Genomic DNA, 22,724 nt, shown 5'->3' with positions numbered 1-22,724 from the left:
CATTGTGGATGGGTGAAAGGATTAATTGTTAATGAGGTTATCCAAGGCGTCTAACAAGTCGGCTATGGTTCTAACTTGTTTAAAATTACCAGGCTCAATCGAGCGACCCGTTTCTGCTCTTAGGCGCACCACAAGATCGACTACATCAATACTGTCTATATCGAGGTCTTCATATATATTGGCTTCTGGCACTATATCCGCTTCATCAATTTCGAACTCATTGACTAATATGGTTTTTACCATTGATAAAATTTGTTGTTGATCCATCGTCTTTGAAACCTTATTTACTGGCTAAGTTGAATATAATCACTCAAGGTTTTCACTGAGTAAAAATGCTTCTTGCTGTCTTCTGTATTGCCATCAATCTTAATATTGTAGGCATTTTTTATTGCCACACCTAACTCTAAAGCATCGATAGAGTCCAGCCCTAACCCATCAACAAAAAGAGGTGCATCATCTTCAATATCATCCACAGAAATATCTTCCAAATCCAAGGCTTCAATAATTAATAGCTTAATTTCATGGTTCAGATTGCTCATCTGTTTTCCTATTTTAAGGTTTTCGTTGTGAATTTCGTGTTACTACTATGCTCACCAAAAGCTGGTTCCAATCCTTTGCTATGATAAGTCTAGACCTAAAAACAGTGGGAAATGAAAGGCACTTAGGATGGTGCTGTTTTAAACAAACACCCATTACATCTATATACTTGATAGTTAATAATATCATTCTGAGGCTTATTCGCAACAACTGCTAGTGCTTCAATGTTACCCAAAAAAACCTAAAATCAACTCAATTTTGTCGAGAAACTTGCCAAGTTTGTTGGTGAATATTAGTTTGCAATTGGCGGTTATCACTTAACATAAACCCCATAAAGTCCAACGCTTGGCATTCACTACTTAGACTCTTTGCCGCAGGGTTATAAGCAAGACTGAAATCATTATTGCCATTGGCTTTTTCAATAAGCAACCCCACCCCTATTGAGCTGTCATCTGTGACATAAGGACGATAACAGTCAGGTACACTTAGATCACAATAGACATAAAGTATTTGTGATAACTGATTGGCATGAAGTTTTGCCACACTATCTAACAAGCCTTGCATAAAGCTACTTTGACCACCAGCAATGGCAGATAAGGGCGCACGGTTTCCGGTGAAAATACTAAACAAGCCTGCCGCCGCATTATGCACCGACAATCCAAATTGAGTCGGAGACAAATCTTTATTCTCGGCAATATTCTCAATTAGGCTGGTAGTGCGGTGTAAATCTCCATGACGTGAAGAGAACACACAAGGCACCTCTGCTTGATGATGACCGCTGGCTTCTAAGGCACAATGCAAGGCAACTTTTGCAAACGGGCTTAAGCGCCGGCGCTGCATTGCAGGAATGGCCGCTAGCTTAGGTAAAGCCAAGTCTTCAGTTAAGTGTTTTTCTCCACTTTGCCATAATTGCCAATCTTGTTCAGATTCAAGTCCAGGCGCCCAGGCGACACACTTACTAATATTGAAACTCAAGGCCATAATTCTTCCCTATTAAAAAAAGAAGTTTACTAAAGCCCGTCTTAGGGTTCAACACTGGCACAATTCAGTTGAAATACCTCAATAGAGGTGATTTTTGCTGCATTTGTCATGACACAATAGCTATAGTCGCCTTTTGCCAATTCTCCGCTATATGATTGATAGCTAGAAGTTTGCGCGAAACCAGACAATAAACATGGACTCAAATCTTGTTTCACCACAGCATCAATAGGTTTTTGCGTGACTTTTAGAAATGCTTCTTTTGCGGTCCACAAACGATAAAACATACTCTTAATGTCAGCCAAATTAGCGATCAGATGCTGCTCTTCAGTGGTACTAAAAACCTTGAGTAATTCGCTGAAGTTTCGTGATTTATGTTGCTCAATATCAATACCCAATTCACAAGGAAAATCGGCAATTGCCACGGCAACATAATCGCTACTATGGCTGATTGACACACTGTAGCGTTTATCGCTGGTTAACTGTCGCCACTGAGAATAATTAGTCAGTTCATAGTTATCTGACTTAGCGACCGAAAACTGCTGGCTTAAGCCGTGTTTAATCAACCATCTGCCCATGGCAAACTGGCGCTGCCGAGTTTTGTTTTTTATTGTATGGAAACGTAATTGGTCCGGCCCGTTTAGCAACGCAAGTAAACCTGCATCTGTAATGGCATGCTGACGCATATCGCAGTAGTACATATAAATAGTGTGTTTGGCCAAGCCCGTTATCCTTTATTGTTTGAACCACCTAGCGTACGGCCGTCTTATCATTTAACAGAAACATGCTAAACTTGAGCCATTCTGAGCTAACTAGACCTTTTATGCCTTACCCCCACTTACTCTCTACTCTAAATTTGGGGTTCACCACATTAAGCAATCGCGTCATTATGGGCTCCATGCACACCAACCTTGAAGAGCAACTCGATGGTTTTGTGCGTTTGGCCGCATTTTATGCCGAGCGTGCGGCTGGTGGTGTAGGACTAATTATTACCGGTGGCGTATCACCTAATACATCAGGAATTTTAGCCCCAAATCGCGTGATCCTCAGTCGTCAGCAACATGTTGCCGAACATCGGCTCATTACTCAAGCTGTGCATCAATATCCCACTAAGATATGCATGCAAATCTTACACGCCGGCCGTTATGGTTATCACAGTCAAATTGTGGCGCCAAGTGCCATTCAAGCGCCAATAGTGCCCTTTATTCCCCATGCACTAACTGAAAATGAGATAGAGCAGCAAATTGAAGATTTTGTGGTATGCGCCGGTTTGGCCTTTGATGCGGGTTACGACGGTATAGAAATCATGGGCTCTGAGGGATATTTAATTAACCAGTTTATATGTCGCCACACCAATAAACGCAATGACCAATGGGGTGGGAACTTCGACAATAGAGTGCGCTTTCCATTAGAAATTGTGCGGCAGATCAGGCAGCGTTTTGGAGACAATCACATACTTATTTTCCGCTTGTCTATTTTAGACTTAGTAGAAAATGGCAGTGATTTTGACGAAGTGATTAAACTGGCCTTGGCCTTAGAAAAAGCCGGTGTCAACATCATCAACAGCGGCATAGGTTGGCACGAAACACGGGTGCCCACTATTGCTAGCGTGGTTCCAAGAGCCGCGTTTAGCGGCATAACGGCCAAAGTTAAAAAGCTTATCACTATTCCAATAGTGGCTTGCAATCGTATTAATACCCCGCAAGTGGCGGAATCAATTATAGCCGACAATATGGCCGATTTGGTTTCAATGGCACGCCCTTTCTTGGCTGATAGTGACTTTGTAAATAAAGCCAAAGCAGATAACGCCGAGGCTATTAATACCTGTATTGCCTGCAATCAAGCTTGCTTGGATCATATATTTGTCAATAAAGTGGCTAGCTGTCTTGTGAACCCGCGCGCGGGGTTTGAAACCCTATTAAATTTTGAACCCACCTCTGAAGTCAAGGATCTAGCAGTAGTGGGAGCAGGCCCTGCTGGAGCCATGTTTGCAATTTTTGCTGCCCAGCGTGGCCACCAAGTCACCCTATTTGAACACAGTGACAAATTGGGTGGTCAACTAAATCTCGCTGCAAAAATTCCAGGGAAAGAAGAGTTCAATGAGTTCTTGCGCTATATAAATTACACCTTAGAGCAGTCAACGGTGAATGTGAAACTGGGCACATCACCTGATTTAACCCAACTCAATAAATTTGATGAAGTGATTATTGCCACGGGCACCACTGCCCGCCAATTAGATGTTCCTGGCGCCCAGCACTCAACTGTTATGCAATACCAAGATGTAATAGAAGACAAAGTAAAAGTAGGAAATAACGTAGTCGTTATTGGTACTGGAGGCATTGCCTTTGATGTCGCAACTAAGATCACCAGCCCGCCACCTGAAGACGACTCTTTTAAAACAAAACAACAAGGTTTTGCCACTCATTGGGGCATTGATCTTAATAATAAAAATAATGGCGGATTAGCCACTGCTGTGAATACTTGGGTTAACAGCAAACAAATCACTATGTTACAACGCAAAGTCCGCAAGCCAGGAGCGGGGCTAGGCAAAACCACAGTGTGGATCCACCGTGCTGAATTAAAGCGAAATAACGTTAAAACACTATCAAAGGTTAGCTACCAAGGTATATCGGATCTTGGTTTAACTGTGGGTATACGTGGTGAGTCCAAAATATTAACAGCAGATTCTATAATAGTGTGCGCAGGGCAGCAAAGCCATGTGACCTTTGACGTAAACCAGTTTAAGCAAGCGGTACACTTGATAGGTGGTGCAAATAATGTCGCAGGATTAGATGCCAAATCCGCAATTGAAGCGGCCGCTTGGTTAGCAGCAAAAATTTAAATATTATCTTAGCGTGATGAGTAACTTATTGGAGTACACACCACAATGACGGAGTTTGTTTTTGACATACATAAGTAAAATTTGGCGTTTTTTTGCAACCGCATTTTGTTTTAGTGTTTTTGGCCTAAGTGGTTTATTAATGGCGATATTTTGGCTTCCCCTGTATCGCCTAAAACACCGAGATGAGCAAACTCGTAATAGAGCCTGCCGTTATGCCGTTCACAAAAGCTTTAAATTTTTCATTTGGCTAATGTATTGGGTGGGTGTGGTCAAAGTCACCACCAACAATATAGAAAAACTGGCTAATCTCAAGGGCAAGATTGTGATTGCCAATCATCCAAGCCTAGTGGATGTAGTGGTGTTGATTTCATTGATACCAGATGCCAATTGTGTCGTAAAAGAATCCCTGTGGAAGAATATTTTTACCAAAGGGGTATTAATCAATACCGGTTACCTGAATAACGCAGACCCCGAAAATTTAATTGAAGACTGCCGAAATTCCTTGGATCAAGGCAGCAATTTGATTATTTTTCCGGAAGGCACCCGCACTACACCCGGTAAAGCTCTTAGTTTTCAACGAGGTGCTGCCAATTTAGCTTTACGCTCTAAAGCTAATTTTCAACGTACGTTGATTAAGGTTTCACCTCCAGGCCTCACTAAGGGTTGGCCTTGGTATAGGATCCCAGCTAGGCAAATACATCTAGATTTAACCGTACTCGAGGAATTTGATGTACACCCCTATCTACAACATAATATCAGTTTGTCGGTACGAAAATTAACCCGAGATTTACAAGAAATCTTCTCAGATGAATTAGCACATTTTGATCCTAAGCTATAAATGCTAAACTTTGCTTAGAAACGACTGGACAGACCAGCCTAAAGTAATCTTTTATACAGAAGAGCCTTAATGAAGCAGCAACTTTTTCAGCAATTAAAAAACCTCTTAGTGAACTATTTTGAGTTACCCGAAAACATGATCACTCGTGAAACGGATTTATATGAGGAACTTGAACTAGACAGTATCGACGCAATAGATTTAATGGTGAAGTTGCGTGAGCTAACAAATTTGGATATCGAACCCGAAGCCTTTAAAAAAATACGCACTGTAGGCGATGTAGTCAACGAATTACAACAGTTGCAAGGCGCCTAAAACATGGCGTTTTTAGTAGGTATTTTGGCGGTACTTTACCCAGTGATTGCCTACTTGGGTTTAAGGTATGGCTCACCCAACTTAGTAGCGGGCGGCCTAATTGCTATTCTACTATTGCGCTATAAGTTTGGTCATTCAGTTATGATCCAAAAATCATATATCAAATTTTTTATCGCCAGCATTGTTTTGGTCTTAGGTTATTCGTTGATTACCGATACTACCGGCGGCATTCGTTTTTATCCTGTAGCAACCAGCTTATTGTTTTTAGGCATCTTTGCTGGGTCTCTCTATTCCAAACAAAATGTAATTGAGCGTATTGCTCGCATTCGAGAACCCGAATTGCCACCAAGTGCAATATCCTACACCCGTAAAGTGACCATGATTTGGTGCGGCTTTTTTATTATCAATGGAGCTATAGCTTTTTATACCGCTGTGTATAGCGATATTGTTAGCTGGACCCTTTATAATGGCTTTATTTCATACTGTATAATGGCTGTTATAGGTGGCGTCGAGTGGTTAGCACGCAAGAGATTCAAATATAAAGATGCCATCAAATGAAGGCAGCTTCTAACACAGGAAGACAGAGTCCATGATAAAATTGAGATTATTTTTAATGCTTTTGTTTTTCTCGGCCCATTCTAGCAGCGCCGACTCACCTAGCCTTAGTCTGGACGCATCAGGTGATCAACAAGGGCAGTTTATCCAACAAAAACACCTAAAAGTGTTGAGCCAACCTTTTGTTACCAAAGGCAATTATCATTATCAACAAAATATCGGTTTAGTATGGAATACAAAATTACCATTGGTAAGTGAACTCAAAATCACCTCTGAAGGCGTGTCTGAACGTCAGCCAGATGGTAACTTTAAAACACTCACCAATAACGCTCAATTTAGTGAGTTATTATTGGCATTATTTAGCGGCCAACAACAAAGTTTGCAGCAACAATTCACCCTAACGCAACAAGAGAACACCCTTACTCTTATCCCTAAGGTACAACAAATCTCACAAATATTTGAGAGAATCACCTTGCTACTAAGTGAGCAAGGTATTCAAAAAATAACCCTGTACGAACCCCAAGGCAATTACACCACCATATTACTAAGCCAAAACAGTTTAGCCGATACTCAGGACTAAGATAATAGTGAAACTCACTCGGTCCCGCCTGTTATATAGTTGGTTATTTATCTCGCTGTTATGTATGGCAACATTGCTCTACCACAGTTTTAACCGCTCAATAAAATTTGATACCAATATTTTCAATATGCTAAATATGGGTGACAATAGCGGCGCACTAACCAAGGCGGCTCGCGCCCCCTTTGAAAATAAAGCGCTATTACTGTTGCAACTCAATAACACCACCAAAAGCAAGACCTACCTGCGACAATTACAAAAAGATTTAGCCCAACAGTCGGCCATCCAGCTGGTCAGCTTTAATCCCATTGACAACCTAGATATCAAGCAACTCGTTGCCAGCTACAGTCGTTTTCCTCTTGCGTTGCTAAGTGAAAAGGCCAAAATCGCTAAAGACAACAATGACTACGACTATCTTATTCAGCGCTATATGCAGCTTTTGAGTCAACCCAGCAACCCTTTAGTGACCATGAGCATTACTCAGGCACCTTTGTTAAATGTGGCCGATTGGTTTAGTGCACAATTAAACCAATCATTATGGCAGCAAGATCAAGAGTTGCTATTTATTGAGCGCCAAGGATTGCGTTATTACCCGTTATTTATTGAGTTTGTACCCGCTGCGATCCAGCTTGATCTTGTGGTTTCTACTATTCAAGAAATTGACCAGTTGCTATCTCAAGATAACCAAAACGCTGCCAATACCATCATTAAAAGTGGTCTAGCATTTCATAGCGCAGCAGTCACCCAGCAGATCGAATTTGAGATGCAATTATTCAGTACCCTGTCATTGATTGGGGTATTGCTTTTGACCTTCTTGAGTTTTAGAAACTTACGGCCCTTGCTATGTATCTTGGTGTTAATTAGCGCTTCGATGCTTGCAGGCATGACTGCGCTAGTGCTGGTTTTTGAGCAAATTCATTTATTAGCGCTGGTATTTGCCATCAGCTTGATTGGTATCGCAGTAGACTACGGCTATCACATCATGTTTGCTGCAAAATATACGGGGTTACGAGGCACGCATTTAGCCAAACATATAGCGCCTGCCTTGTTAATGGGCGCGGGCACAACTTTGCTCAGTTATTTGTTGTTGTTGTTATTACCCATTATGTTGTTGCAACAAGTAGCCGTATTTGTGGGAACAGGGTTGTTTTTTGCCATTTTCACCGGGCTGAGCGTGATCACTTGGTGGTCTGGCAATCTTAAAAACGAGCAGCCCAAAGCAGACTCGTCTACCACACCGCCTAAAGGCTTTAAACTGCTATTAGCTTTGTTGGTTTTGTGCGGCCTTGTAGCGGTTCCCCATTGGCATTTTGAAGACGATATCAACATGTTCAATAGCACCCCACAACATTTAATTGATAACGAGGTGCTCGTTAGTCAACTAGTAGGAAACCAACAATATCCTAGGTTCATCGGTATTAAAGGTAAAAATACAGAACAAATCTTGCAGCGATTTGAACAAACTCGCACCCAAATACAAAACTTGACCGATTCGGCATTCGAACTTAAAGGTTTGGACTTGTGGTTACCCTCTATTGCAACGCAAAAAGCCAACTCACAATGGCTTAAAGAAGGCATCACTCAACAGAAGTTAAGCTCCATAGTAAATATGATAGAGCCAAAGATAGTAGACAGATTGCTAACTGAATCAGATGCTTGGTTAACTGAAGGCCAACTACCTCAGTTTATAAGGCAGATGTATCCCGCTTTTGTGGAGCAAGGTAATGAGGTTGTTGGCATTTTAAGTTATATGGGCCCACTTGAAACTGAGTTATTAACAAATATTCAAGTACAATTGGATTTTCCCATTCAATATTACGACCAACCAGCCCAATATAGCGCCGCATTAACCCAATTAAGACAGTACATTTTAATCTTTCTAACCATGGCTGTGGTGGCTTTGATTATCATAATGCTAGTTCGCTACCCTATTTGTATTGGCCTAAGACTGTCTGCCTTACCTATTTTGGTTGCCTTTAGCGCACTGGCAATTACCCAATTAATTACGGGTTCGGTAACCATATTCAATTTACTAGGCTGCATATTGATTTTAGCGCTGAACGTGGACTATGTATTTTTTCTAAGGGAGCACGGACGACTTAATTATGTATTGAAATCTATTTTTCTTTCTGCCACAACCTCAGGCTTGGCATTTGGTATTATGGTTTTCAGTAAGACCCCAGCCATCTGGCAATTTGGCTTAACTGTTTTATTGGGTGTAACACTAGGCTGGTTATTGTGTTACTTATTGCCACCTTCACTACTCAATAGAGACAAAAACCAAGTTTGAAAATTACTCTAGCGCTTTGCATAATATTATTATCCTCCTGCTCTTCCATAGCACCGCGCGGCACGGCTATTTATTTGGATAAATATAGCCAATACTATCTACAAGCAGTACCAAAAGACATGTGGGGACAATCGAGTTTACAAAAGCTAACGGTAACTACACCTCAAGGCAATCATGAGCTATTACTGCAAACAGAATTAGGTTCCAATCAAATAAACATGGTGGGATTGTCGGCGGCTGGATTAGTCTTGTTTAACTTAACCTGGTCAGATGAATCTGGACTAGAAATAAAAAACAACCTACCTACAAAAGACATTGAAGCGCAAGTGATACTGGCCTACTACCAATTAGCTAATTGGCCGATGGAAAATATTCAACTTGGCCTCAAAAATTTAGATCTGGTGAATTCACCGGAAGATCAACAACAGCGGAATTTCTTTCGTGACAACACCCGTATCTTTAGCATGGTGCATACCCCTCAGTACAATCTAATGACCCATTATATTGATCACTACCAAATTAAAATTGAAACACTGCAGCAAATAAAAGTCGATTAAGCCAAGTCACCTAGTATTTCTAACCAAGAAAATTTAATATAAGAATTAAGTGGGTTAGCCGTTTGGTTATTGTGCAATTAATTAAAGCTTATGCAAAATTAAAAACACCTAGCTTAAGCCCATTTCTATCACGACCTATTCAAAGTTTAAGGAGAAAATTGACATGAAAAAGATATTAATCGCTTGTATTACTGGCTGCTTGTTTTTAGCGTCACCAGCGATGGCGAGAGACGACAGACACAAGTTCTCGCTCGATGAATTAATGAAAACTGACAAGGCTAAACAAGCTCTATATGATATTCCTTTGTATTTTGCAGACCAATCCTTTCCTAAACCACTTCGCAAGCAGACAGGTATAACCACCAACAAAAAAACCAATGCATTTGGTAAGTCTGACAAAGAAGCCTGTGAATGGGCGTTCTTATCGGCGATAAAAGCACTGCAAGAAAGAGCAGAAAAAGAAGGTATGAATGCTGTAGTCAATATTAAATCTAACTACAAACATAATGAGTTTTCTAGCAGAACAGAGTTTGAATGTGGCGCAGGCAATGTTATTGCTGGCGTGGCACTTAAAGCTGATATCGTAAAATTACCTTAATCATTAAAGAGCTTCTAATTGTAGAAGCTCTTTTTACCTAACTACGCCAGAATGTAGGCGAAAATAACACTAATAACGAAAACACTTCCAAACGCCCAAAGAGCATTGCAGCTATTAACATCCACTTTCCACCATCGCTCACATCTGCATAGGTTGCAGCTACTTCACCTAAACCCGGTCCCAAATTATTTAATGTGGCGGCAGTCGCACTAAAGGCTGTGACATCGTCCATTCCTGTGGCAATGAGTCCCACCATAATAATCACAAAAATCATCGCATAGGCTGAGAAAAAGCCCCACACCGCTTCTACGACCCTATCTGGCAAAGCTCTTTCACCTAACTTCACCGAATACACAGCTTTAGGATGGATTAAACGGTCAACTTCTCTTTTACCTTGTAAATACAACAAAAAGACCCGAATAACTTTTAGGCCACCACCAGTCGAGCCGGCACATCCTCCAATAAAACTTGAAAAAATTAGCATAATAGGCAAAAACACCGGCCAATTAGAGAAATCGGTCGTAGTAAATCCTGCCGTAGTACTAACAGAAACAGACTGTATCAAAGCTTGATCAAACGCTATGCTAGCATCTGAAAACCAACTAAATTGAATCAATACGAAGAAACAAATCAGTACCAAACTTATTTGAATAACAAAAAACGCTTTTAGTTCAGGGTCATAAAAATACCCTTTTAATGAGCGCCCACTAGCCGCAGCATAATGTAACGCAAAATTGAGGGCCGCAATCCATAAAAATATCACGCAAACTATGTTTACACCCACACTATTAAAATGACCTAAACTGGCATCATAGTTACTAAAACCACCAATAGCTATGGTTGAGAACGCATGACAAATGGCATCAAACCAATTCATACCCACTGACCAAAAAGCACAAGCACAAGCAATAGTAAGAGACAGGTAGATATACCAAAGATGTTTAGCTGTATCCGCTATTCTGGGGGTCATTTTAGAGTCTTTAACTGGGCCTGGGGTTTCTGCTCTATATAACTGCATACCACCTACACCCAAGATAGGTAATATTGCCACGGCGAGAACAATAATCCCCATCCCCCCTAGCCATTGTAATTGTTGACGGTAAAATTGAATTGCCTTCGGCAAATAATCTATACCTTCGATAACTGTTGCACCAGTCGTGGTTAGACCTGAGAAGGCTTCAAAAAAAGCATCGGTTGTTGACATTTGAGGCTGTTCTAATAACAAAAAAGGCAATGCACCAAAACTTGCCAGAACAGTCCAAAATAACACAACAATGAGAAACCCTTCCTTGGCCCGCAAATCATATCTAAAGCGTCTATTGGGATACCAAATAAGCAACCCGGTAATTAGACATAAAATAAAGGCCAATATAAAAGGCAAACCACTGCCATCTTCATATATAACCGACACTAATGCTGGTGGGATCATGGTGACACTAAACAGGGCTACAAGTAGCCCTAAAATTCGAATAATAGTGCGATACTGCATGAGTTAGATTTTACCCAAAATAGTGCGGCCATATAATGCATATGACGAGCTCGGAGATAAGTAGTTTAATTTGGAGTAACTCATTGGTTTAACAGTTGTTATCATTATTACTTTCTAGAGATCACATCAGAACCTAACTCAAAATATAGGCGTACAGAGTGAAAGTCGTGTATTATTTTAATAAGATAACAGAATGACTGTTAAGGTCGACTATATTTCGAAAAATTCGAATAACAATGTGTGATTGCATGACTTTAAAGGAAACAAGTTAGTATGTAAGCACTAACAAACATGGTTTTATGACAAAAGGTATCACAGGGCATTGCGAAATTAGGCTGCAGAATACGCCAATCAAGGCTTATAATTTTTTGTATCACTTTGTTAAAAAGACGACTTAAAATAATTCTTTTATCCCATTAGAGATCTGTGTATCTTCTATCTTGGTTTTTAATAAGCGCTTATTCTTTTTAAAATTTATCCACAGAATTAGTATCTTACAGTGTTACTTTATTTGATTGCTAAAAATACCTGTATCTATCTGTTTATTAAAAATATTTATATTTTATTTCAATACCAATATCTCTCAAACGTTTAATCATCTAATACATTATCTACATACTTATCCACAGAGTTAGCGGTGGATTAGTGGTATATTTCGGCACTAATGACATTCTCTACAATGTATAATCTAATCAAACAATTATATGGGCTCACTTTATGGCATCTGACACAGAAATTCTCTCTACCCCACTAATATTAGTGGACGGCTCTTCATATTTATTCAGAGCCTATCATGTGCCCTATTTGCAAGCGTTATCCACTTCTTGGGGGCAACCTACTGGGGCAATTACAGGCGTATTAAACATGATAAAGAGCCTGCAAAAAGATTACCCTCACGGCAATATAGTGGTGGTGTTTGATGCTAAAGGGAAAACCTTTCGTAGTGATATGTACCCTGAATACAAAGCCAACCGTCCACCTATGCCAGACGATCTTAGAACTCAGATTGCGCCTTTACATGAAATTATCCAAGCAATGGGATTACCTTTGTTAGTGATCGAAGGTGTCGAAGCAGACGACGTGATAGGCACCCTTGCTAGTCAGGCATCTAGACTAGGTATAGAAACCGTTATATCTACCGGCGACAAGGATATGGCACAACTGGTTACACCTCATGTGCGACTGATAAATACAATGACCAATGTGGAAATGGACGAAGCGGGAGTAATAGAAAAATTTGCTGTACGACCAGACCAAATAATCGACTATTTGGCGCTAATGGGTGACAAGGTAGATAATATTCCGGGCGTGGATAAATGTGGACCTAAAACAGCCGCGAAGTGGTTGGCAGAACATGGTTCACTAATACAAGTTATGGCGAATGCCGACACAGTAAAAGGCAAAGTGGGTGAGCATCTACGTAACGCATTAAGCCATTTGCCTCTATCCTACGACTTAGCCACAATAAAATTAGACGTTGATTTACCTGAAAACGTACAAGACATAAAACCATCCAAAATAGATTTTGACAAGCTCATCGCATTAAGTAGCCAGTTTGAACTAAAACGCTTATTGGCAGAGACCCAGCAAAAGGCAGCAAGTTTTTCATCAGACTCGATTTCGCAGCCAATAGATTCAGAAGCGCCAAAGTCAGACAGTAGTGATTATCAAACTATTTTAACCCAAGCCGATTTTGAGATCTGGTTAGAGAAACTTAAAACAGCCGACCTATTTGCATTTGATACCGAAACAACCAGTTTAAATTATATGGATGCCGAATTAGTGGGGGTGTCATTTTCAATATTACCAGGCGAAGCTGCCTATGTACCTGTTGCCCATGATTATTTAGATGCTCCAGAACAACTAGACAGAGCCCAAGTACTGGCCTTACTTAAACCTTTATTAGAGGATCCTGAAATTAGGAAAGTCGGACAACATCTAAAATACGATAAAAATGTATTGGCTAATTACAATATTAATTTGCAGGGCATAACATTTGATACCATGCTTGAGTCTTATGTATTGAATAGTGTTGCCACGCGTCACGATATGGATAGCTTGGCGCAAACATATTTAGGCGAAACCACTATTCATTATGAAGATATTGCTGGTAAAGGCGCCAAGCAAATTACGTTTAATCAAATCCCTCTAGAGAAAGCTGCTCCTTATGCAGCCGAAGATGCAGATATAACCCTTCGCTTGCATCACACTATTTGGGAAAAACTAAGCACAGAACAAAATTTAGTGAGTGTGTTTGAGGAAATCGAGCTGCCCTTGGTACCTGTTTTAGCCAAGATGGAACAGTTTGGTGTGCTTATCGATAGTCAAAAACTGGCGCAACAAAGTCAAGATTTAGCAACCCGTATTGTAGCCTTAGAGAATGAAGTACATCAGCTTGCAGGAGAGGAGTTTAACTTAAGCTCTCCTAAGCAATTACAAGAAATACTCTATAAAAAGATGGATTTACCAGTTCTTAAAAAGACCCCTAAAGGCGCACCATCAACTGCAGAAGAAGTATTGCAAGAATTGGCCATCAATTATCCTTTACCCAAATTGTTGATGGAATATCGTGGGCTAAGTAAGTTAAAAAACACTTACACCGATAAATTGCCAACAATGATTAATGCTCGCACTGGTAGAGTGCATACCTCCTATCATCAAGCCATAGCGGCAACGGGTAGATTGTCCTCTACTGAGCCTAATCTACAAAACATTCCTATCCGCACGGAAGAGGGTCGCCGCGTAAGACAAGCCTTTATTGCTCGACCAGGTTATAAAATTGTCGCGGCAGATTACTCCCAAATCGAATTGCGAATTATGGCGCATTTGTCAGGTGACAAGGGTTTACTGAAAGCTTTTGCAACCGGTCAAGACATCCATAAAGCCACTGCATCAGAAGTATTTGATACCCCTCTTGAAGAAGTCAGTATTGAACAACGCCGAAATGCTAAGGCCATCAATTTCGGGCTAATCTATGGTATGTCCGCATTTGGCTTAGCTAAACAGCTCAATATCCCGCGGCATGATGCTCAAAAATACATGGATCTGTATTTTGAGCGTTATCCGTCTGTTTTAACTTATATGGAAGACACTAGACAACTTGCCAAACAAAAAGGCTATGTTTCAACTGTATTTGGCAGACGATTATACTTACCTGAAATTAATGCCAGTAATGGTATGCGCAGAAAAGGCGCCGAACGGGCAGCCATCAATGCACCTATGCAGGGCACTGCGGCAGATATCATCAAAAAGGCCATGTTAGCCGTCGATAACTGGATAGAAACACTACCCCATGACGACATACGCATGATCATGCAAGTACACGACGAACTGGTTTTTGAAATTAAAGAATCTAAGCTATCAGAATTTAAAAATAAGATTATTTGTTTAATGGAGCAAGCTGTGCAGCTAGACGTACCGCTAATAGTTGAAGCAGGTGTGGGCGAAAACTGGGATGAAGCTCATTAATCTCTGCCTTTTCATAGAAATAAAAAGTAATTTTGAACTTTGTGCTTGGTCTAGCCTCTTATGTACAGTTTATGTGTGTCTCTATGTGTTTTACCCCACTTTTTAGTGGGGTTTTTTTTATCTAAAATATGGCTGCCAGTTACTCAGGTCAGATCATAGCCATACCAAACATCTAACTTCTGTTGCAAGTTCTCTAGGCCAATTCCATTTAGCGACGAAAACACTTCAACTGTCACATCACCACAAAAAGCCAGGGCGGCTTCGCGAACCATCATCAACTGATTTTTACGCTTACCAGACTTCAGCTTGTCGGCTTTAGTTAACAGTGCAAGTACGGGTAAATCTGCCGCTACTGCCCAGTGAATTAATTCTTGATCTAGATCTTTGAAGGGATGACGAATATCCATCAAGACCACTAGCCCTTTTATACTTTCCCTTTTTTGTAAATATTCACCTAGGGACTTTTGCCACTTCTTTTTAATGTCGATAGGTACTTTTGCGTATCCATAGCCCGGCAAATCCACTAAGCGGCGGTTTTCATCTAACTGAAACACATTGATCAACTGTGTCCGGCCAGGGGTCTTACTAGTTCTTGCTAGGCCTTTTTGCCGCGTTAGCTTATTTAAGGCACTCGATTTACCGGCATTTGAACGCCCAGCAAAGGCAATCTCGATCCCCTCGTCTGGTCCTAGGTGCGAAATATCAGGGGCACTGATACTAAATTTTGCTTGACTATAATGACTCACTGCGACTCCTGAAAACGCTGCAAAACTATTGTTTTTACTAATTAACCCATACGGGATAAGCAACGCCTGTAAGTAGCGCTATTTTTGCCCATTTCTTCGTTGTCTATCATGGGTGTAGAGTGACTACACAACATAATGAACGCCTCGATAAGAACAAAAATAGCACCACTTACCCATAATTTTAATGATTACTTTAATTCAAGTTAAGGTAACCCTTTGAAATATAATTATAAATTTGCTAATTTTGGCATTCCTTATCCCGAATTCGGATTAAGTTAGAGGCATTATATCAGGGAAAAGTAGAATCGTTATGCACTTTAAAATTTAGACAAAATCGCAAGTTATCGAATGAATTTATTTTACTGGCGGCGTAAATGTGTAAAATACCCAAATAACTGTTGTAAGAATAGCCAATTAATCAAATGCTTAATGAGATAATGATGAAAAATATAGGTCTGCTAGTCTGTTTATTTGTAGGTTTTAGTACGAGTGCGCTTGCACAAGGTGATGCTGAAAAGGGTAAAACCAAAGCTGTTACTTGTGGTGCATGCCACGGGGCAGATGGAAATAGTGCTTTAGCCATGAATCCTAAAATTGCGGGTCAACACGCTAATTATTTGGCCAAGCAATTAACAGAGTTTAAGTTAGCTGGCCAAACTGACGGCAAAGAAGGTCGAAATAATGCTGTCATGAACGGCATGTCGGCCGTGTTATCAGAGCAAGATATTCTCGACTTGGCCGCATATTTCTCAAGTCAGGAAGCGACACCAAGTGAAGCGTCAGAAGACGCGATAGAGCTAGGCAATAAGCTGTATGTTGGTGGCGATTTAGATCGCGGCATTACAGCCTGTATCGCTTGCCATGGCCCTAAAGGAAACGGCACTAGCTTGTCTGGTTTTCCTGACATTAGTGGTCAACATGCCGAATATATTGCCACCCAACTTAAGGCGTTTCGTTCTGGGGATAGAGCCAACTCACTAAATGGTATGATGGCAGATATTGCTAAGAGAATGACAGACAAAGATATTGAAGTAATTTCAAGCTACGTCGCTGGCCTGCATTAATCGGTTGTTGTTGCGACTAGTTTTCACCCGATTATTGGTCGCATTTGGTTATTCCAAAAGAAAGTTCATTTTTTTTGAAAGTTAAATGTAAATAAGTTGTAAATTTTTGTTATTGCTGTATTCTCTCGTGCAAATAAAAACAAAAGGGAATCACAAGCGCATTGCTTGTCATGGAAGTAGCAAGGCAACAATAGTTGATTTTGCATTATAAAATTACCATGGGAAACAAGGATGAAATATAAAACATCAGGAAGATGTCACAATAATAAAAAGGTCTTCGTTAAAAATAATAATAAGTGAAGATGGTATGGGAGAAGTGTCAAATGACACTCTTATCTTTGAAAAGGCGATAGCAACACTATCGCTTTTTTTCTGTCTAAAATTCACCTTCTGCTCGTTGTAACGTCCCTCTTAAACATTGCCTTCTAGAAAATTTAGGAAAAATCAACACAGCCTAGCAAACTAAGGTAGAATCACGGCCATTATTAAGCCCTACACAGGTGATTTATGGCTAGGCAAAAAAAATCTCGAAAAGTTGGCAAAATTGGCGTTTCCAAAACATCTTCAAACGTACGCAAGCCTACTGAGAAACGAGTTAAAAAGCATCTAGGTAAACCCGCAGGAAGCCGCAACAGCGAATCGCTAACCGTTCAACAAGCACCGGTCAAGGTCAATAAAGATCCAAGACATGGCAGTAAAAAGCCAGTTAGCTTAGTTGCAGAAACAAAAGAGCAACATTCAGCAGAGAAAAAAGTTAAGTACTTTTCTCCTACCCAAGAGCTGGCTGCCATCGAACAAGACGACCGCTTGGCAACACTATTAGATAAAATAGATTTAGGAAAAAAGATTACAAAAGAAGATCAGCAATTTGTAGATAAGACATTAGCCAGACATAAAATACTGTGCGACATGCTGGGTTTAAAGGGTGAAGCTGAAAAACCTAGTGCAGAGCCTGAACAACAAGCAGATCTATATTCACAGTTTGAAGCTATTGATATCAATGACTTTAAAGACTAATTAGCAAGGTGATGTATTTAACTTTATTACTCATTGCCCTAGCAATTGTTGCCGGCTTAGGATTTTATGCCGGCTCTCTACTGTATAAACTCAGAAGACAGCAACGGTTGCGCAATCAAAATACTCAACAAAGAATCCAAAATATTTCACAGAGCATTCAAACTATCGCTATGGCCGTTGAACAACAACAGTGTAATTTATCCGAAGGTTGTATCAGGTTGTTCCATCTTCTCGAAGCCCTGCCTGTAGCCGATAAACCGGATTTTTCTGAGCAATTTGTAGGGCTTTATACTCTCTACAATAAAATAAAAAACTTACCTACTCATGACGACAGAAAAGCCCAGTCTAAAATACAAACCAAGCAACAAGACATACAAAGAGAAGAATGGGAAGCCCAATTAGCGTCGCAGATTCTCGGCGAAGTAGCCGTTTTAAAGACCTTTTCTATTTAATACCATTATTCTCCATAAATAAGTGCTCACTCAGAAATATATAATTTGGCTAGATTAAGCCTAAAGTTTTGCATCCTGCGTACTAGCTTGGTAACAAAAACAGTCTGTTGTATGATCATTTAGCATCCCCACTGCCTGCATAAAGGCATAACAAATGGTGGTGCCAACAAATGAAAATCCACGTTTTTTAAGATCTTTTGCCATTCTGTCAGATTGTATCGATGAGGTAGGCACGTCGGCCATTGTGGGCCATGAATTGATCAGAGTTTTTCCTTCTACAAACTGCCAAATATAGTCATTAAATGAAGTACCACTGGCCTCAATTGCTAAATATGCCTTAGCGTTTTTAATGATAGATTGTATTTTTAAACGGTTACGAATGATGCCAGCATCTAACATCAGTCGTTCGACATCACGTTCGGTTAAAGTCACTATTTTTACAGGGTCAAAATTAAAGAAGGCCGCTTCATAATTAGCTTGTTTTTTTAAAACGGTGATCCAGCTTAGACCCGCTTGCTGGCCATCTAAACATAGTTTTGCGAACAATTCTTGGCTGTCAGTAACAGCCCTGCCCCATACATTGTCATGATAATCTTGGTAACACTGGTCTTTACCTACCCAGCTACAGCGTATTTTTTCCATTTAAATGCCCACTTTTGCTCAAAATGCGGTTTTAGTCGCCTTTAAGCCTACATAGAGTCAAGAACAAAAGGTATACTTGCCGACGTTTTTTTAGAATTTATTTATTGGCAAGCCCAGTTGTGGCAGAGGAAATGCAAAAGCATATGCAAAAGTTTGATTGTAAGACATTTCAGGGGCTTATTTTGGCGCTCCAAGATTATTGGGCCCGCCAAGGTTGCGTGATTATTCAACCCCTAGATATGGAAGTGGGTGCCGGTACGTTTCATCCCATGACCTTTTTAAGATCAATTGGTCCCGAGCCAATTAGTAGTGCCTATGTGCAACCATGTAGACGTCCTACCGATGGTCGATACGGTGAAAACCCCAATCGATTGCAACATTACTACCAATTTCAAGTCATGCTTAAACCTTCGCCCGACAATATCCAAGAGTTATATTTAGGCTCGTTAAAAGAACTAGGGTTCGATCCACTAGTGCATGATATTCGATTTGTTGAAGACAACTGGGAATCCCCCACTTTAGGTGCATGGGGTCTAGGCTGGGAAGTCTGGTTAAATGGTATGGAAGTCACTCAGTTTACCTATTTTCAGCAAGTAGGCGGCATTGAGTGTTCTCCTGTAACAGGCGAGATCACTTACGGCTTAGAACGTCTTGCTATGTATATTCAAGAAGTAGACAGTATTTACGACTTAGTTTGGACCGATGGGCCTATGGGTAAAGTGACCTATGGCGATGTATTCCATCAAAATGAAGTCGAGCAATCAGCTTATAATTTTGAACACGCCGATGTTGATGCGTTATTCGCTACATTTGACCAATGTGAAAAAGACAGCGAAAAACTGATAGCCGCTAATTTGCCGCTTCCTGCTTATGAACAGGTAATGAAGGCATCTCATGCATTCAACCTTTTAGATGCCAGACACGCCATTTCGGTAACTGAGCGTCAACGCTATATTTTGCGCGTGAGAGCCCTTTCAAAAGCTTGCGCAAATGCTTATTACCAAGCACGAGAAGCTCTTGGCTTTCCAATGTGTAACAAGGAGAAGTAGCCATGCGAACTGATAACCTATTAATTGAAATTGGTACAGAAGAGCTACCACCCAAATCGTTGGCAAAATTGGCTTTAGCATTTAGAGATAACATTCACTCTGAATTTACTGACAAAGACCTAACATTCAGTGAAGTAATTTGGTATGCGTCACCGAGGCGTCTAGCCGTCATGGTTGAAGGGCTATGTGAGTTTCAAGCAGATAAAAATGTTGAGAAACGCGGTCCCGCCATCACAGCAGCATTCGACCAAAATGGCGAACCCACTAAGGCAGCACAAGGTTGGGCCCGAGGTAATGGAATTGACATAAGTCAAGCCGAGCGATTGAAAACCGATAAAGGCGAATGGCTACTGTATAGAGCCCAAGTCAAAGGTCAGGCTATCAACGAGTTTCTTGCGGTGTTAGTAGAAAAAGCTTTAAAAGCACTACCTATCCCTAAGCCTATGCGCTGGGGGGCAAAGTCTACACAATTTATTCGCCCTATTCATACTGTCACTATGCTGTATGGCAGCGACCTCATACAAGGTAAAGTATTAGATGTAGACTCTGCTAGATTGATTAACGGCCACAGATTTCACAGCGATGCACCTTTTGAACTAAACCATGCAGATAACTATTTAGAGCAACTTGAACAACAACATGTTATTGCCGATCATAGTCGCCGCAAGGCAATTATTTTGGAACAGATCCAACTTAAAGCCAAACAAGAAAATGCCGTTGCAGATATTAACCAAGACTTATTAGATGAAGTGACTTCATTGGTAGAATGGCCAGTTGCGTTAGTAGCTAATTTTGAAGAGTCTTTCTTGGCTGTGCCTAAAGAAGCGCTAATCTACACCATGAAAGATGACCAAAAATACTTTCCGTTGTTAGATGAAGACGGCCTACTAAAGTCTAAGTTTATCTTTATTACCAATATAGAAAGTAAGCACCCTGAAACGGTAATTACCGGTAATGAGAAAGTTATTCGCCCAAGACTGGCCGACGCTGAGTTTTTCTTTAATACCGATAAAAAGCAAACGCTAGCATCGCGAGTTGAAAGTCTAAAAACCATTCTTTTCCAAAAACAGTTAGGCACCCTTTACGAGAAATCACAGCGTATTGCCACTATGGCTAAAATCATCGCTCAAATGCTAGGGGCTGATCAGGAAGCCGCACATAGGGCAGGCTTATTATGTAAAACCGACCTAATGACGAATATGGTTATGGAGTTTCCCGATGTTCAAGGCGTAATGGGAATGCACTATGCAAGAGTAGACGGTGAATCAGAGCTGGTTGCCTTGGCACAGAATGAGCAGTACATGCCACGTTTTGCTGGTGATAACCTACCTACTTCTGATGTTAGTGCATGTGTTGCTCTAGCAGACAAAATAGACACCTTAGTCGGTATTTTTGGCATTGGCCAAACACCTAAGGGTGATAAAGATCCGTTTGCGCTACGCCGAGCTTCTATTGGGGTGCTGCGAATAATAGTAGAAAAGTCTTTACCCCTAGACTTGGTAGATTTAGTCGAAGCATCCATTACAACTTTCGGTGAAAAAATTAAAACTGAAAACCTTCAAACCAATGTTGTTGACTTTGTATTGGCAAGATTTAGAGCCTGGTACGGAGAACAAGGTATTGCGGCAGGCGTTATTCAAGCTGTAGCAGTTAATCGCCCTACTCGACCAGCAGACTTTGCAGCCAGAGTTGAAGCGGTTAAGTCCTTTAATACATTGACCTCTGCAGAAGCCTTAGCAGCGGCAAATAAGCGTGTAGCTAATATATTGGCTAAGAATGCAAACAATGCAAATATTCCTTTTGATGCCGACTTATTGCAGGAGCCAGCTGAATTAGCTCTAGCGCGTAGCCTGGAGTCGGTAGAAGCACGTATTCGACCTATGGTTGAGCAGTCTGACTATACTAATGCATTAGTGGTTCTAGCTGAACTTAGGGAGCCAATTGATGGTTTCTTTGAGAATGTTATGGTTATGGCGGATAATGAAGCCGTTAAGCTAAACCGTTTATCGCTATTATCTAAGCTTAGAAACGTATTTTTGTGCTGTGCGGATATTTCGGTTCTTAATTGACTATAATCATTACGCATTTTTTGGATGTAAAGCAAATATGAGAAATATTGGTTTTATCACTGCTTTTGCTCTAAGTAGTTTACTAAGTGGCTGTGCCACTAATACTATTGATAACTTTAGTAAGGTGCAGGGTTACGACGGCCTTTATCTAAGAGGAGTGTTCTCTTGGTGGGAAGCAGATGATAAATATAAATTGGTAGAGCTGTCTGATAGGATATTCTCAACCTCAATTGAACTAATTGCCGATGGCCAGCCCTACGATTTTAAATTTGCAGATGCTAATTGGACGCCTGGTATGAACTGCGGCTATGCCAGTAGGTCTGATATGATTATAGTGGTTGGCGATACTGTTAGTGCGAATTGCGAAACCACAGATGAGAATTTTCGTTTTACTCCTACGGAATCCGGTACCTTTCAGTTCACAATAGACTTTAATGGATTTGGCAGACCTAAAGTCTCAATCGAAAATATAACAAATTGATTTTAGTGAAAATCTAGATAAGGCCGCTGCAATAGCGGCCTTTTTTATGTTTTGAAAAAATAATACCAAGCCATCCTAACAATTGGTCACTCAGCGAGATTTAAAAGCACCTAATCAAGGCGCTCGAATGAAGCAATAGTTATTCTATTGTAAGTTCGGGCAA

Annotated in this window: 22 protein-coding genes; 15 read left to right on the top strand and 7 right to left on the bottom strand. The window is 40.6% G+C overall.

Annotation, left to right across the window (positions count from 1 at the left end; translation table 11 throughout):
- Positions 1 to 21: 21 nt before the first annotated feature.
- The 4 genes from Q0688_RS20775 to Q0688_RS20760 all read right to left on the bottom strand — a co-directional run bounded on the left by Q0688_RS20775 (position 22) and on the right by Q0688_RS20760 (position 2,237).
- Positions 22 to 267, bottom strand: coding sequence for an acyl carrier protein (locus Q0688_RS20775; protein WP_299081979.1), 246 nt, complete (start codon positions 265 to 267; stop codon positions 22 to 24).
- Positions 268 to 284: 17 nt separating this feature from the next.
- Positions 285 to 539: a phosphopantetheine-binding protein gene (locus Q0688_RS20770; protein ID WP_299081976.1), complete on the bottom strand. Its 255-nt coding sequence runs from the start codon at positions 537 to 539 to the stop codon at positions 285 to 287.
- A gap of 250 nt (positions 540 to 789) precedes the next feature.
- A complete protein-coding gene (locus Q0688_RS20765; RefSeq protein ID WP_299081974.1) occupies positions 790 to 1,518 on the bottom strand; it encodes a beta-ketoacyl synthase chain length factor in 729 nt (242 codons plus the stop codon).
- Positions 1,519 to 1,559: 41 nt separating this feature from the next.
- Complete coding sequence (locus Q0688_RS20760; RefSeq protein ID WP_299081971.1) at positions 1,560 to 2,237, bottom strand: 4'-phosphopantetheinyl transferase superfamily protein; 678 nt, start codon at positions 2,235 to 2,237, stop codon at positions 1,560 to 1,562.
- A 101-nt stretch (positions 2,238 to 2,338) separates the two neighbouring features.
- Here Q0688_RS20760 and Q0688_RS20755 point away from each other — a divergent pair, with 101 nt between their 5' ends.
- From Q0688_RS20755 to Q0688_RS20720, 8 genes are all read left to right on the top strand, one after another.
- Positions 2,339 to 4,357 (top strand): NADPH-dependent 2,4-dienoyl-CoA reductase, encoded by a 2,019-nt coding sequence (locus tag Q0688_RS20755; protein WP_299081968.1) that lies wholly within the window; start codon positions 2,339 to 2,341, stop codon positions 4,355 to 4,357.
- Between the two features lie 61 nt (positions 4,358 to 4,418).
- Positions 4,419 to 5,195, top strand: coding sequence for a 1-acyl-sn-glycerol-3-phosphate acyltransferase (locus Q0688_RS20750; RefSeq protein WP_299081965.1), 777 nt, complete (start codon positions 4,419 to 4,421; stop codon positions 5,193 to 5,195).
- Between the two features lie 69 nt (positions 5,196 to 5,264).
- On the top strand, positions 5,265 to 5,507 hold the full coding sequence (locus Q0688_RS20745) for an acyl carrier protein (protein WP_299081962.1): 243 nt from the start codon (positions 5,265 to 5,267) through the stop codon (positions 5,505 to 5,507).
- A 3-nt stretch (positions 5,508 to 5,510) separates the two neighbouring features.
- Entirely contained in the window at positions 5,511 to 6,065 is a 555-nt protein-coding gene (locus tag Q0688_RS20740; RefSeq protein ID WP_299081958.1) for a hypothetical protein, read from the top strand.
- Positions 6,066 to 6,096: 31 nt separating this feature from the next.
- The gene (locus tag Q0688_RS20735; protein WP_299081955.1) at positions 6,097 to 6,642 is read left to right on the top strand and encodes an outer membrane lipoprotein carrier protein LolA; all 546 of its coding nucleotides are present in this window, start codon (positions 6,097 to 6,099) and stop codon (positions 6,640 to 6,642) included.
- 64 nt (positions 6,643 to 6,706) lie between these two features.
- The gene (locus Q0688_RS20730) at positions 6,707 to 8,929 is read left to right on the top strand and encodes a hypothetical protein (RefSeq protein ID WP_299081952.1); all 2,223 of its coding nucleotides are present in this window, start codon (positions 6,707 to 6,709) and stop codon (positions 8,927 to 8,929) included.
- 74 nt (positions 8,930 to 9,003) lie between these two features.
- Positions 9,004 to 9,486: a DUF3261 domain-containing protein gene (locus Q0688_RS20725; RefSeq protein WP_299081949.1), complete on the top strand. Its 483-nt coding sequence runs from the start codon at positions 9,004 to 9,006 to the stop codon at positions 9,484 to 9,486.
- 163 nt (positions 9,487 to 9,649) lie between these two features.
- Positions 9,650 to 10,084 (top strand): excinuclease ABC subunit A, encoded by a 435-nt coding sequence (locus Q0688_RS20720; protein WP_299081947.1) that lies wholly within the window; start codon positions 9,650 to 9,652, stop codon positions 10,082 to 10,084.
- A gap of 37 nt (positions 10,085 to 10,121) precedes the next feature.
- Here Q0688_RS20720 and Q0688_RS20715 read toward each other — a convergent pair whose 3' ends face one another.
- Entirely contained in the window at positions 10,122 to 11,573 is a 1,452-nt protein-coding gene (locus Q0688_RS20715; RefSeq protein WP_299081944.1) for a TrkH family potassium uptake protein, read from the bottom strand.
- Between the two features lie 717 nt (positions 11,574 to 12,290).
- Here Q0688_RS20715 and polA point away from each other — a divergent pair.
- Positions 12,291 to 15,041, top strand: coding sequence for a DNA polymerase I (gene polA / locus Q0688_RS20710; protein WP_299081941.1), 2,751 nt, complete (start codon positions 12,291 to 12,293; stop codon positions 15,039 to 15,041).
- 143 nt (positions 15,042 to 15,184) lie between these two features.
- On the opposite strand, the gene yihA is transcribed toward polA, so the two are convergent.
- On the bottom strand, positions 15,185 to 15,787 hold the full coding sequence (gene yihA, locus Q0688_RS20705) for a ribosome biogenesis GTP-binding protein YihA/YsxC (RefSeq protein ID WP_299081938.1): 603 nt from the start codon (positions 15,785 to 15,787) through the stop codon (positions 15,185 to 15,187).
- Positions 15,788 to 16,227: 440 nt separating this feature from the next.
- Here yihA and Q0688_RS20700 point away from each other — a divergent pair, with 440 nt between their 5' ends.
- The 3 genes from Q0688_RS20700 to Q0688_RS20690 all read left to right on the top strand — a co-directional run bounded on the left by Q0688_RS20700 (position 16,228) and on the right by Q0688_RS20690 (position 18,320).
- Positions 16,228 to 16,851 (top strand): c-type cytochrome, encoded by a 624-nt coding sequence (locus Q0688_RS20700; protein ID WP_299081936.1) that lies wholly within the window; start codon positions 16,228 to 16,230, stop codon positions 16,849 to 16,851.
- Between the two features lie 507 nt (positions 16,852 to 17,358).
- A complete protein-coding gene (yihI, locus tag Q0688_RS20695; RefSeq protein ID WP_299081933.1) occupies positions 17,359 to 17,868 on the top strand; it encodes a Der GTPase-activating protein YihI in 510 nt (169 codons plus the stop codon).
- Between the two features lie 11 nt (positions 17,869 to 17,879).
- Positions 17,880 to 18,320 carry a DUF2489 domain-containing protein gene (locus Q0688_RS20690; protein ID WP_299081930.1) on the top strand — a complete coding sequence of 147 codons (441 nt, stop codon included), beginning with the start codon at positions 17,880 to 17,882 and terminating at the stop codon, positions 18,318 to 18,320.
- Positions 18,321 to 18,380: 60 nt separating this feature from the next.
- Here the strand turns inward: Q0688_RS20690 and Q0688_RS20685 are convergent, their stop codons facing one another.
- Positions 18,381 to 18,962, bottom strand: a complete 582-nt coding sequence (locus Q0688_RS20685) for a DNA-3-methyladenine glycosylase I (protein WP_299081926.1) — start codon at positions 18,960 to 18,962, stop codon at positions 18,381 to 18,383.
- 143 nt (positions 18,963 to 19,105) lie between these two features.
- Between Q0688_RS20685 and glyQ the strand changes: the two genes are divergently transcribed.
- From glyQ to Q0688_RS20670, 3 genes are read left to right on the top strand one after another with little or no spacing between them, the layout of a single operon-like run.
- On the top strand, positions 19,106 to 20,011 hold the full coding sequence (gene glyQ, locus Q0688_RS20680) for a glycine--tRNA ligase subunit alpha (RefSeq protein ID WP_299081922.1): 906 nt from the start codon (positions 19,106 to 19,108) through the stop codon (positions 20,009 to 20,011).
- Between the two features lie 2 nt (positions 20,012 to 20,013).
- Positions 20,014 to 22,080 (top strand): glycine--tRNA ligase subunit beta, encoded by a 2,067-nt coding sequence (glyS, locus tag Q0688_RS20675; RefSeq protein WP_299081919.1) that lies wholly within the window; start codon positions 20,014 to 20,016, stop codon positions 22,078 to 22,080.
- A 37-nt stretch (positions 22,081 to 22,117) separates the two neighbouring features.
- On the top strand, positions 22,118 to 22,561 hold the full coding sequence (locus Q0688_RS20670; RefSeq protein WP_299081916.1) for a hypothetical protein: 444 nt from the start codon (positions 22,118 to 22,120) through the stop codon (positions 22,559 to 22,561).
- The last annotated feature ends 163 nt before the right edge of the window (positions 22,562 to 22,724 follow it).

The organism is uncultured Paraglaciecola sp., assembly GCF_937123705.1.
In the GTDB taxonomy this organism is placed as follows: Bacteria; Pseudomonadota; Gammaproteobacteria; order Enterobacterales; family Alteromonadaceae; genus Paraglaciecola.
This window is presented reverse-complemented; position numbering and strand designations above follow the sequence as displayed.

Bases quoted from the DNA above. Each gene is read 5' to 3' on its own strand.
- Q0688_RS20755 (WP_299081968.1), top strand. From the start codon at position 2,339: ATGCCTTACCCCCACTTACTCTCTACTCTAAATTTGGGGTTCACCACA.
- polA (WP_299081941.1), top strand. From the start codon at position 12,291: ATGGCATCTGACACAGAAATTCTCTCTACCCCACTAATATTAGTGGAC.
- Q0688_RS20770 (WP_299081976.1), bottom strand. From the start codon at position 539: ATGAGCAATCTGAACCATGAAATTAAGCTATTAATTATTGAAGCCTTG.
- Q0688_RS20685 (WP_299081926.1), bottom strand. From the start codon at position 18,962: ATGGAAAAAATACGCTGTAGCTGGGTAGGTAAAGACCAGTGTTACCAA.
- glyQ (WP_299081922.1), top strand. From the start codon at position 19,106: ATGCAAAAGTTTGATTGTAAGACATTTCAGGGGCTTATTTTGGCGCTC.
- Q0688_RS20775 (WP_299081979.1), bottom strand. From the start codon at position 267: ATGGATCAACAACAAATTTTATCAATGGTAAAAACCATATTAGTCAAT.
- glyS (WP_299081919.1), top strand. From the start codon at position 20,014: ATGCGAACTGATAACCTATTAATTGAAATTGGTACAGAAGAGCTACCA.
- Q0688_RS20720 (WP_299081947.1), top strand. From the start codon at position 9,650: ATGAAAAAGATATTAATCGCTTGTATTACTGGCTGCTTGTTTTTAGCG.
- Q0688_RS20765 (WP_299081974.1), bottom strand. From the start codon at position 1,518: ATGGCCTTGAGTTTCAATATTAGTAAGTGTGTCGCCTGGGCGCCTGGA.
- Q0688_RS20735 (WP_299081955.1), top strand. From the start codon at position 6,097: ATGATAAAATTGAGATTATTTTTAATGCTTTTGTTTTTCTCGGCCCAT.
- Q0688_RS20700 (WP_299081936.1), top strand. From the start codon at position 16,228: ATGAAAAATATAGGTCTGCTAGTCTGTTTATTTGTAGGTTTTAGTACG.
- Q0688_RS20670 (WP_299081916.1), top strand. From the start codon at position 22,118: ATGAGAAATATTGGTTTTATCACTGCTTTTGCTCTAAGTAGTTTACTA.
- Q0688_RS20740 (WP_299081958.1), top strand. From the start codon at position 5,511: ATGGCGTTTTTAGTAGGTATTTTGGCGGTACTTTACCCAGTGATTGCC.
- yihI (WP_299081933.1), top strand. From the start codon at position 17,359: ATGGCTAGGCAAAAAAAATCTCGAAAAGTTGGCAAAATTGGCGTTTCC.
- Q0688_RS20730 (WP_299081952.1), top strand. From the start codon at position 6,707: ATGGCAACATTGCTCTACCACAGTTTTAACCGCTCAATAAAATTTGAT.
- Q0688_RS20715 (WP_299081944.1), bottom strand. From the start codon at position 11,573: ATGCAGTATCGCACTATTATTCGAATTTTAGGGCTACTTGTAGCCCTG.
- Q0688_RS20690 (WP_299081930.1), top strand. From the start codon at position 17,880: ATGTATTTAACTTTATTACTCATTGCCCTAGCAATTGTTGCCGGCTTA.
- Q0688_RS20745 (WP_299081962.1), top strand. From the start codon at position 5,265: ATGAAGCAGCAACTTTTTCAGCAATTAAAAAACCTCTTAGTGAACTAT.